Here is an 11,860-nt window from a genome sequence, read left to right on the forward strand (position 1 = left end):
GGACTGTATAGCTGATATAATATATACATATTTGAAAGGGGGAACTAATATGAGTGAAAGAGAACTTAGAATTGAAAGAAGAAGGGTTATTAGAGAGAAGAGGGAAGCCTGTCAGGAAATCTTAAGATGTTTGTTTGATAGTTTCTTCTTTTTAATAAGTGCGGCAATAATAGTTGTAGGTTTGGGCGTGTTTTTTGTATAAAATTTTTGTAAACATATTTTAATCAATGTATTTGGAATATTTTTGTAAAAATGTTGATATTTATTTTATTTGTGTTAAAATATAAATAACTGGGAATAATATCCGGTGTGGAGATAATATATGCCAGGTATGTTTTCAAATTTGTTTAGAAAGGGTGTTTTTATTATGAAAGATTTAAAAGGTTCAAAAACAGAAGCAAACTTGCTTGCTGCATTCGCGGGAGAATCACAGGCTAGAAATAAGTATACTTATTATGCCAGCAAAGCAAGAAAAGACGGATATGTTCAAATAGCAGAGATTTTTGAGGAAACTGCCAATAATGAAAAAGAACATGCAAAGATTTGGTTTAAGATTTTAAAAGGCGGAGAAATTCCTGATACAGCAACAAATCTTCAGGACGGCGTAGACGGCGAGAATTATGAGTGGACAGATATGTATGCCGGATTTGCTAAAACTGCAAAAGAAGAAGGATTTGATAAAATTGCAGCTTTATTTGAGGGCGTTGCTAAAATTGAAAAGGAGCATGAGGAACGTTATAAAAAGCTTCTTGACAATGTAAAAGGCGAGTGCGTATTCTCAAAAGACGGAGACGTTATTTGGCAGTGTATCAACTGCGGTCATATTGTTATTGGCAAAAAAGCACCTGCTGTATGTCCGGTTTGTGCTCATCCTCAGGCATATTTCCAGGTTAAGCCTGAAAATTATTAAATCATATTAAGTTTAGAGTAATTTTTGTTTTCATTCCTTTTAGAAAAATTATTAATAATTTAATTAAGACGATACTGATTTTATCCGGTATCGTCTTTTTTTGTTTTATCGCTGTATATTATATTATAAAAATAAGTTTGATTACGGATATATTGATAATTATTCTAATTTTATAAAAATTGTAAATTATTTAATATTTGATATTGTGAAAAATTATCACAAATATAAACTGTAAAATATACATAGTAACTAAAAAAATAAAATTTATTTGTATAGTTTTAATATTTACGAAATTTTGAACGAGTGTTATAATGTTAAATAGATGATGTTACGAATATATGATATGCGTATCATGTGAATAATGACGAATAAAATAAATAATTGGCGGTGTATTACTATGGTTTAAGCACAATTGATGCGGTGTGTGGTGAAACTTTAAAATTATAAAAAGGAGAAAGTTATGAAAAAAACAAGGTTAATTAGTTCATTTATTTGTATTGTATTTATAACAACAATATTTTTTGGCGTATACGCTGCAAAACCGGGACAGGATGAACCAAAAAACATTGTTGAAACTGACATAAATTTGTCTGACGAACCGGAAGTCAGTCCCGGAACAGGCGATTCAATGCAGCAGCCGGAAATTTCTGCGGAACCTGAAGAAATTGCTGCTGAAAATGCTGAGGAAGAAAATGTTCAATCGGCCAGTCCTTCTCCGGAAGTAAACGATGAAGTTGATGAAGCCGAAGTGCCTGAAACGGAGATTAAACCTGAAACAGAACAACCGAAAGATGCAGAAGCCACTCCGGAAGTGTATATAAATGAAGACGGTGCGCCATTTATTGAAACGATTGAAAATACTGAGGCTCAAATTGTAAATAATGACGGAGACGTTTTAGCTGTTGAAGATATTAGCGAAGAAGAAATTCAACCATATGAAACAAATGGTCAGGTTATGTTAATGAATGATTCTGATGTCGATTTAGAGTCAATAATTGATGTAAATATTGATATAAATTCAATAGAGCACAAAACAATTGTTACAGGAAATGACCACGTTCTTATGATTAATTCCGACGGTACTGTTTCTGCATGGGGCAGTAACACTTACGGTCAATTGGGAAATGGTACTAACACAAGCAGTATAGAGCCGGTAGTGGTTCAGGGGCTTTCAGATATTATAGAAGTAACAGCGGGCGATGGATATAGCTTGGCGATGGACAAAAACGGAGAAGTTTATTCTTGGGGCAGAAACAGCTGGGGAATGCTGGGAAACGGTAATACTTTAAATGCAAATATTCCAAATAAAATAAATGCTCTCAGCGGTTTAAATATAGTTAAAGTTTCAACCAGCGGTTATCATTGTTTAGCACTTGCCAATAATGGTGATGTTTATTCTTGGGGAACAAATGGCAATGGACAGCTGGGATTAGGTGACAGAGAATATAAATTGGTTCCTACTATTATACAAAACTTGCCGAGTTCAATTGATATAGCGGCTGCTGGTTTTTCAAGTTATGCGGTTGATATGACCGGAAGTGTATGGTCATGGGGAAACAATAACAGTTGCAAGCTGGGATTTACTTATAGCGGGGATATTTTGTCTCCTAACAAGACTGTTATAAAAGATATAGAATCAATATCAACGGGATATGACCATTGTTTAGCAATAGGTGAAGACGGAAATATTTATTCCTGGGGAGATAATGGATTCGGACAGCTCGGCGTCACAGGAATAACTACATATACGCCCCAGAAGCAGAATATTGGACTTTCAAATGTTAAAAATTCATTTAGCAAATGCCATCATAACGTGGCGGTTACATCTGACGGAAAAACTTATGCCTGGGGACGAAATGATTATGGGCAGTTGGGAATAGGAACAATATCGGACAAAGTTTTTGAACCAACATTAGTTTTTGAAAACTCATTTGAAACTGTAGCAATGGATATTTATTCGACGTATGCTGTAAGCAGTGACGGTAATTTATTTAAGTGGGGATATATGCCAAACACAGATATATCAAAGTATATAAGCGGCGGAAGCTGTGTTCCGCTTGATATACCCACTGAAACTCGGTTTGTACAAGTGGAAGCAAAACGTAACAGCGTTGTTGCTCTCGATGTAAATGGAGATGTATATACCTGGGGTGACGGAGCGTATGACGATTTAGGTCATGGGAATAAAGATAATGTATATTACCCTAAAAAGGTAGAGGGCTTGCCAAAGATTAAACAAGTGGCGAAAGGTGAGAATCATACTCTTGCTGTGGATATAGATGGAAACGTATGGGGATGGGGCAACAATTCAAGCAAAGAGATAGATTATAATTATAGTGGTCATATAATTACACCTGTTAAATTAACTGAAATTGATAATGTTGATTGTGTTTCTGCAGGGCAAGGGTTCAGCGCCGCAATAAAAGATGATAGTTCTCTTTGGACTTGGGGGCAAAACTATGCAGGTCAATTAGGTATAGGCGGTTCTAAAGTTAATAATGTTAATAAAATTTCTGGTATAGATTGTTTCCATTCCATAGTGGAATGCGGAGAGTCATATCTATTAACTCAATATCTTTATTCTAATAATGATGTAACTTACGATCCATATTCTCATCATTGCACCATGGCATGCGGAGCAAATAATCGTGGACAGTTGGGAAAAGGAGATTTAGTAAATTCTTCAGTTTTATCAAAAGTTCAGGATATAGAAGGGTATGAAGTAAAAGACTTGTCTGCCGGAAGAGAGCATGCTTTAGCATTATATTCTAATGGAGATGTCTATTCGTGGGGGAGTAATACTATAGGCCAGCTTGGTCTTGGTGATAAGGTGGATAGAATGCTTCCGGTTAAAATACAGGGTATTTCAGACATTAAATATATTGAAGCGGCATATGCGCATAGTATGGTTATAACAAATAGCGGAAATCTTTACGCATGGGGAGAAGGAAGAGACGGACAATTAGGTATAGGGATAAAAGAAACCAAAAGATTGCCTGTTTTAGTACAAGGGATAAAAAATGTTAGTTCGGTAACAGGAGGTTCTGCATTTAGTATTGCATTGGATGAAAAAGGCAGATTGTGGTCTTTTGGGTCAAATGCTTATGGACAGTTAGGTGTTATTAGCAGCGTTCCTGAAAAAATAGATCATGATACATTGTTTAGCAATACATTAGTTTTTGATGTTAATGAAGGGGATTATTGTTCTATACCGTATGATGTTTTAAACGTTTCTGATTTTAGTGGTTTAGAGTTCAGTTTGAAATTTGATCCTCTGGATTTTGAAATAGTAGATGTTTGTGAGTTTACATTAGATAAAGAAGTTGGTACAGGAAATATTAACAATGCTAATGTATATATTACTAAAATTAACGATGGCTATATGGCATTTAAGTCCACAATAGTGTCGACAGTTAAGTGGTCGGGAAATATAAATACTGTAAAAATAAAGGCGAAGAGAAATGGAAAGCTGTCTGTTGTATGCCGAGTAAAAAATAATTAGAGAGGGGTAATAATAATGAAAGTTAAAATATATAAATATATTATAAGATTATTTACAGTATCGCTAGTTAGTATAATGGTTTTAAATATTATTAGTTTAGAAGTAGTTAAAGCGGCCCCTTTTTTTGATGTAAGGCAGACAATAACTCAGCCAAACGGCGATGTAATTGAATGTTATACCAGCGGTGATGAGTTTTTCTCATACTTGCATGACAGCGATGGAAATATAATAGTGCAGAATACTCAGGGGCAATATGTTTATGCTAAATTAGAAAATAATATTATGGTTCCATCAGATAATGTTGTATTGCCAAGCGGAATTGCAATTTGTGATAAAATAAAGATTACTGATGTTCCGGAATCATATATAAAAATGATGCGTGAAGCATCTCCGTTTTATAAACAGCCAGAAGCTGAACTGGCTTTAAGCAATGATGAATATAAACTACATCCGTTTTTAAATGAAACATTAAATAATATAGTTATATTTATTAGTTTTTCCGATTTCGACTTTGATAAAGCCTATCCAGCATCATTTTATGAAAATTTATTTAATGGGGATGGAAATTCTTTAAAAAACTGGTTTGCCACGGCTTCTTATGGAAAAACTGGTGTTAACTCGTGGATATATCCCCAAATAGATGGCAATACATGTATTGCAAGTTATAAAGATTATAAACCAAGAAGCGCATATGAGGGAACACCATATGTTGATAATAATGGTTCATTACAATATAGATTTATTAATGATGATGGGTCAGTTACTAACTGGAACGGTATGGCTTTTCCGCTTTTTGAAAGAGCAGTAAACTCAATAAAATCACAAGTGCCGTTAGATTTAGATCTTGATGTTGATAATGATGGTTGTATAGATTATATTACTTTTGTTATGCCAGGAAGTATAGTATATGGTAATTGGATACTTCATCCGAACCAATTTTGTATGGCTGGTAATAAAACATTAAAAATTAATGGTAAAAAAGTATATAATTATAATGTTCAGGTTGAAGAACAACTTCATGATACCAAATATGTACGGGCAGGGGTATTAGCGCATGAAGGGTTTCATATATTTGGAGCTTATGATTTATATAGCGGAGCTAGCAATATTCATGAGTGGGATTTAATGTATTCACAAATGGGTCAAATGCCCAGCACATATACTAAATATAGATGTGGACAATGGATTGAAAATATACCTGAGATAAAAGAGAGTAAATCTTATTTTTTAAAAGAATCAATTTTGGATCCAAATAATTGTTATATGATTAGATCTCCGTTATCTTCTGATGAAGCTTTCATTTTGGAATTTCGAAAAAAGGAGGGAATTTTCGATAATTATATACCTGGAACTGGATTAGTTATATATAGAGTTAATTTGAAGAATAATCATATATTAATAGACGATGATGATCCTGTGACCTGTTTTTATCCTTATAGAGATACTTCTGTTAATTTGCGATTAGGTGATGGTACTTATGCTGGAATAGAAATAAGTAATATATCACTTGTTGGAGATACGATTTCATTTTCAGTAAATATTTCTAACCAAAAAAATGCTTTATATTTTAAAGATATTAGAGTTGCACAAGCTATTAGTAAAGAAATAAATAAAGATATCAAAAATATAACAGAGGAGGATTTGACAAAAATTTCAGAATTATACATAAATCCTGTTGATCAATTTGATTTACCTATAGATTTGGATGGCATTGATAAATTAGTAAGTTTACAGAAGATTACATTGGAAAGATGTAAATTAAATGATATAAGTAATTTGAAAGGATTAAAAAATTTATCGGAATTAAGATTAGTCGATAATAATATTGAAAATATTGAATCACTAAGAGATTTAAAATCATTGAAAATATTGACTCTTAGAGGCAATTTAATAAATGACTATTCACCGGTTTCCGGGTATTATAACAATTTAGTAGAAAAAGATTTTTCCTTATTGAATAACGATTTATATATTAGCATACCTAATATAAATACTAATAAAACAATAGAAACTATTTTTATAAACTGTACAGATTTTGTTCCTAAAAAAATGTATGTTACAGCTGAACGTTATACTGAGGATGGAAAATTTATAAAACGTATTAGAATAGATAATGTTGATTTAAGTAATAAAAATACACAAATAAATATTCCTGAATTTATAAATTGTCAGGACGGATCATATGTTGTAATAAGTTGTTATGAACGTTGGGATTATAAGCAATTACTGGCGCGGAATGTAATAAAACCTGTAACATTTGATATGGAAAATACTTATTAGGAGGATTGACATGAAAAAAGTGCTTACTGTTATACTAATTATTATATTTTCTTTAAGTTTTAACTTAGTTGTTTTTTCTTATGGGACACCACTGATATTAGTGAAGTATGTAGATTCATCAATATATTTGACAGAGTATTTTGACGAAGGAAAGGAATTAGAAATCTCAGTATCTAACATAGATGAAGTATGCAGTTTACTTATAGTAAGCTATGATATAAATGATTGTTTAATAAACTGTATAGTTAAAGAAAATATAAATTCTGACTGTTTAGAAAAATATCTTCCGCCTAATAATACTGATATGATAAAAGTATTTATTTGGGATAATAAAAATAATATTTCGCCGAAATGTGTAGGAAATACTTTATATAAATCTATTAATTATGAGAAACCCATTGGAAACGGAACTGATGAGAGTCCTTACAAAGTTACCTCCGTTGCCGAATTGTCTTATTTGAGAGAAGAGCCTGGAGCTGCTTATATACTTGCTAACAATATTGATTTAAGTGATGTTAGGTGGAATCCGTTTTTCTTTTGCGGAAAACTTGATGGCCTTAATAATAGTATTACAGGGATAAAGGTAGCTGATAATGCTCATAACAGCGGTTTGTTTTCTAAATTTGAAAATCGCACTCGGAATGAGGGATTAATTGATGTACCTTTGGATAGTTATATTAAAAATTTAAATGTGGAAATATTGGATAGTGGTAGTTCAGCTGTTTTTTCCGGTGGTATTGCTGGTGAACTGGGATTTTATATGCCATTGATAGAAAATTGTTCGGTTAAAGGTAATATTACTGCAAGAAGCAAACAACAGGGTGTTAAAGCATGTGCCGGAGGAATTGCAGGTATCAGCCCAAATACAAATATAAATATGTGCTCTAGTACTGCAAATATTGCTTCATATGGTATTGATAGAGCAGTATCCGGGGGGATTGTAGGAGAGTTCCAGGAAAACCCTGCCATACATTTTTATGCATCCATTAATAATTGTTCGGCAAGCGGTCAGATTTTTTCAAAGTGCAGTAATTTAGAAAGTGGAGATATAGTGGCTTCAGGTGGAATATGCGGTTATTTTTATGGAAATTTTAATTATATAGAAAACTGTATATCAAATACACAGTTATATTCTGATAAATCTGCAGGCGGTATAGTAGGTGAAGCGATTGATAATGAGGCTTTTAATAGAATTGAAAATTGTATAGATAATTCTGTAGTTGTAAAATATTAATTAAATTTAGTAAATTAATTGAATATTTTGTGATGTGGTTATCGTGTATGCTGTAAAAAATGTATTTATGGCAATCAAAACAAAAAATGATATGTATAGCTAGGATAATGAAAATAGTATAATAAGATATATAAAAGTAAGAAGTAAGAAGTGAGAATTAAAATAATAAATTTAAAATTTTTTATAAGCAATAGTCTAAAATATTAGACTATTGCTTTATATTTGTAAAATAATATGTAGTTGAGAAAATAATTCACCTGTCGAAATTACTAAAAAAATAAACTTTATTTGGTTATTATTAATCTTTACGAAATATAGAATGAGAGTTATAATATAAATGTGGATGCAGGAAACGCAATTCCTGTAGGGAAAGGAGATATAATTACGAAAAATTTGTTGTAGGTTTTAATGTTTGTGAGTTCCTTATGCTTTTGGTTATAATCGAAGGGTTTGTCAATAATTTTAGAAGTTCAGAAGAGGTTATGAACCATGCTTGGGAAAACATAATAAATAGTGAGGAGTTGGTACAATGAAAAAATGCTGTGTAGTTTTTTTAACTGTTATTATAATACTGTCAAACTTTTCTTTAAACGTTTTTTCTGCTGAAAGCTCTATTGAGTTTGAGCATTCATGGGAGAAGACCGCTATAATAAATTCATTAAAAAAATCTATGCCGGAGAAATATGGTAACTATGATGAAAATAGTGATATTTATCTTAGTGACTATAAAAATATAATCTATTTGGAATATTCAGATGGTAGATGGCCTTGGTCTGAAATGAATACTATAAAGTATTTAGATAAAATGATCAATTTAGAGGAGTTAACAGTTAAAGGATATGTTATGACAAAATTAGATTTAAGCAAAAATAAAAAGTTAAGAAAACTAACATGTTCTATGAATGCGCTGTCTGAACTAGACCTAAGCAATAATCCGGAACTTATAGAACTTGATTGCAAGTACAATAATTTAAAGAAACTTGACTTAAGCAACAATAATAAGATAGAATCGGTTGACTGTTCGCAAAACTGGATAGAAGATATTAATGTTAGTAATTGTATAAATTTATATAACTTGCAGTGTTCAGAAAATTGCTTGAGAGATATAAATATTGACCCTCAAATCGGTTGGGAAGCGCCGGAGGAGAAGACGCCTGTAATTAACATATCACAGAATTATATTGATTCTGAAAACAATGAAATACTTAGTGAAAAGCTTGAAGATTTAAAAGTGAAATTAAAGTCCAAATCGGGAAATGTTTTATGGGGAACTGGATATGGAGATTCTCCTGATTCATTGGTAAAACTTGATCCGAGTTTTGAATATGAGCTTATGCAAATGTACCAGAATATTAGTTCGGATCCAATGGATTGGTCATTTACCAGGGAGGGTTTAAGTAAGTTTACTGATTTATATTTTATGACATATGTTGAACTGCTTATGCCTATATTGAATTTATCAGGTATAGAATGTTTTACCAATCTAACATCGTTGTCATCAGAGTATGATATAAAAATCAGAGAACTTGACTTAAGTCAAAATAAAAAGTTGAAAAATTATGGAATAAAAGCAAGTAAATTAGAAAATTTGATATTTAAAGATAACACTGAAATTTTATCATTATATTGTCCAAATGGCAGTTTAACAAATTTGGATCTAAGCGGATGTATAAACCTGACTTCGTTGGATTGTAGTAATAATAATTTAAGTGAATTGGATCTAAGCTCTACACCAGGTTTAAGTATTTTAAAATGTTCAAATAATATTCTTAAAACTTTAGATGTTTCAAATAATATAAGGTTATTTTATTTTATGTGTAACGATAATGAAATTAATAATCTAATATTAAGTGAAAATGCAGAGTGGAAAAAACCGGATCATTCAAATTATTCACCTGTGTTTGATATACATAATAACTATCTTGATATATCAGACGGTTCACAGCTTAAAGAAAAACTAAGTATTATTGAACCCAAAATAATGTCTGGAGGAACAGAACAAAATCCTGCACAGTTTATTTATTCGCCGCAAAAAGGGGACGGTATTTGTTGGTCATTATCATTAACGAATGAAAATGGTATAATAAAATGTATAGCTGAAAATGTAGCAAACAAAAGTCAAAATAGTTCATTAATTTTATCTTATTACAGTGAAGATGAAATATTGGAATATACAGAAATTAAAAATATTGTTGCAGGTATAGGAGAAAGTATTATTGTTGATGCAGATATTCCGGAAAGTAAGAAAGATAGTATAAAAACAATAAGAGCGTTTGTATGGAATAACATAGAACAAATGAGTGCAGAATCGATGTATTCAGAGTTTATCGTAGATAAAACAACAAATAAATAGAAAATTTAATCTAGCACGAGTCATAATACACATTATGGCTCGTGTTATTTTAAGTAAAGAATTAATTTAAAATGAAAAGAGAAAATAATTCACCTGTCGAAATTACTAAAAAAATAAACTTTATTTGGTTATTATTAATCTTTACGAAATATAGAATGAGGGGTATAATATAAATGGTGTTATATGAAATGTGTTTCTGATATTGGAGAGGAAATTTTAATTATGGTAAAACATTAGCTTTAGGTTTATTTGTTTGTATGGTTTATTATATTTATAGAGTATTTAAATATTTTCGGGGCGGTAATCAATATTTATATTTGGTGAATAATAATACATTCTCAGTAATATTTAAAAAATATAACTTACTAAAATAGGAGAAAATATATGCGTAAAAAATTTATTTACATAATAATTATTGTAATATTATTTTGTACTGTACAAGATGTTTGTGCCGCTTCGGGGTATAACTATATATCTATACGCTATGATAATAATGTTGCCGCGGATTGTATAAAACCAAACAGGGTATTAGAAATATCTGTAAATGATTTCAGGGAATATAACGATGAGATTTTATATGTTGCACAGTATGATAAGAATGATGTCTTGGTTGCGCTTGATTCAGTTGAAGCAAAAGTATCTAAGAAGCTGCAGATAAAACCGGATGAAAGCGTTGAGAAAGTCAGAGCTTTTCTTTGGAGCCCATCTATTCAGCCGGTTTACGCTCAAAATGAGTTAGAAAAAATAAGTGCAGAAAACTTGCCAAAAGGCAGCGGAACACATGAAGACCCTTATAGAATAACGACGCCGGATGAATTAAAATATATGTTTGTAGAAAATCATCAAGTGTATAAATTGATGAATGATATTGATTTAAGCAATGAAACGTGGTATCCAAAGGCGTTTCTCGGTGTATTGGATGGCGGAGGTCGTTCCATTTTGGGATTATCTGTTGATCAGAATTCAGAGTACAGCGGCTTGATTTCGATATTAGGTGATTCATACTTTTCGGCGTGCAGTATCAAAAATTTAAATATAGAAATTAAAAATTCAGCTCAGAATGCAAAATATAGTGGAGCAGTTGCAGGTTATATGTGGTTCCCGGCTCAGATTATAAATTGTAATATTTCAGGGACAATCGTATCAAATACAGATGAATCATACATAGGCGGTGTATCGGGGTATACTTACGGGGGAGAAATACAAAATTGTAATGTTAATATGTCTTTACTCGCAATGAAAGGTGAAACAGTTTGTGTTGGAGGTATTTTCGGCGGTGCGTTTCCTTGGGTAAATAACCATTATACAATAATAAAAGACAGTAATACAAAAGGCACAATAGCATATTATTCTCCAAAGAACAAAGTGGGTGGTATATGCGGAGATGTGGTAGATACAATAATAGAAAATTGTACTGATGATATGAGTTTGATTAATAATTACTAAATGGTAGTTTGTAAATGATTATATGTTTGAAAAAACAGAAATATTTATTAATGACTGAATTGTATTTATAGCGCGTGGAGGCGGTCGTATATGCGCTATAATATTGTTTTTTGTTAGTATAATGCTGTTTCGTAA

At 31.6% G+C, this 11,860-nt stretch carries 7 protein-coding genes; all 7 read left to right on the forward strand.

Annotated elements, in window-relative coordinates; all coding sequences use genetic code 11:
• Nucleotides 1–49: 49 nt before the first annotated feature.
• Nucleotides 50–202 (forward strand): hypothetical protein, encoded by a 153-nt coding sequence (locus B9O19_RS11660; RefSeq protein WP_158648929.1) that lies wholly within the window; start codon nucleotides 50–52, stop codon nucleotides 200–202.
• Nucleotides 203–367: 165 nt separating this feature from the next.
• On the forward strand, nucleotides 368–910 hold the full coding sequence (rbr, locus tag B9O19_RS06510) for a rubrerythrin (protein WP_102366627.1): 543 nt from the start codon (nucleotides 368–370) through the stop codon (nucleotides 908–910).
• A gap of 460 nt (nucleotides 911–1,370) precedes the next feature.
• Entirely contained in the window at nucleotides 1,371–4,412 is a 3,042-nt protein-coding gene (locus tag B9O19_RS06515; protein WP_102365655.1) for a hypothetical protein, read from the forward strand.
• A 15-nt stretch (nucleotides 4,413–4,427) separates the two neighbouring features.
• Nucleotides 4,428–6,692: a hypothetical protein gene (locus tag B9O19_RS06520; RefSeq protein ID WP_102365656.1), complete on the forward strand. Its 2,265-nt coding sequence runs from the start codon at nucleotides 4,428–4,430 to the stop codon at nucleotides 6,690–6,692.
• Between the two features lie 10 nt (nucleotides 6,693–6,702).
• Complete coding sequence (locus B9O19_RS06525) at nucleotides 6,703–7,926, forward strand: hypothetical protein (protein WP_102365657.1); 1,224 nt, start codon at nucleotides 6,703–6,705, stop codon at nucleotides 7,924–7,926.
• A gap of 529 nt (nucleotides 7,927–8,455) precedes the next feature.
• Nucleotides 8,456–10,279, forward strand: coding sequence for a leucine-rich repeat domain-containing protein (locus tag B9O19_RS06530; RefSeq protein ID WP_102365658.1), 1,824 nt, complete (start codon nucleotides 8,456–8,458; stop codon nucleotides 10,277–10,279).
• Between the two features lie 384 nt (nucleotides 10,280–10,663).
• Complete coding sequence (locus B9O19_RS06535) at nucleotides 10,664–11,725, forward strand: GLUG motif-containing protein (protein ID WP_102365659.1); 1,062 nt, start codon at nucleotides 10,664–10,666, stop codon at nucleotides 11,723–11,725.
• The last annotated feature ends 135 nt before the right edge of the window (nucleotides 11,726–11,860 follow it).

Source organism: Monoglobus pectinilyticus, from assembly GCF_002874775.1.
Lineage (GTDB): Bacteria > Bacillota > Clostridia > Monoglobales > Monoglobaceae > Monoglobus > Monoglobus pectinilyticus.

Bases quoted from the DNA above. Each gene is read 5' to 3' on its own strand.
- B9O19_RS06525 (WP_102365657.1), top strand. From the start codon at position 6,703: ATGAAAAAAGTGCTTACTGTTATACTAATTATTATATTTTCTTTAAGT.
- B9O19_RS06520 (WP_102365656.1), top strand. From the start codon at position 4,428: ATGAAAGTTAAAATATATAAATATATTATAAGATTATTTACAGTATCG.
- B9O19_RS06515 (WP_102365655.1), top strand. From the start codon at position 1,371: ATGAAAAAAACAAGGTTAATTAGTTCATTTATTTGTATTGTATTTATA.
- rbr (WP_102366627.1), top strand. From the start codon at position 368: ATGAAAGATTTAAAAGGTTCAAAAACAGAAGCAAACTTGCTTGCTGCA.
- B9O19_RS11660 (WP_158648929.1), top strand. From the start codon at position 50: ATGAGTGAAAGAGAACTTAGAATTGAAAGAAGAAGGGTTATTAGAGAG.
- B9O19_RS06535 (WP_102365659.1), top strand. From the start codon at position 10,664: ATGCGTAAAAAATTTATTTACATAATAATTATTGTAATATTATTTTGT.
- B9O19_RS06530 (WP_102365658.1), top strand. From the start codon at position 8,456: ATGAAAAAATGCTGTGTAGTTTTTTTAACTGTTATTATAATACTGTCA.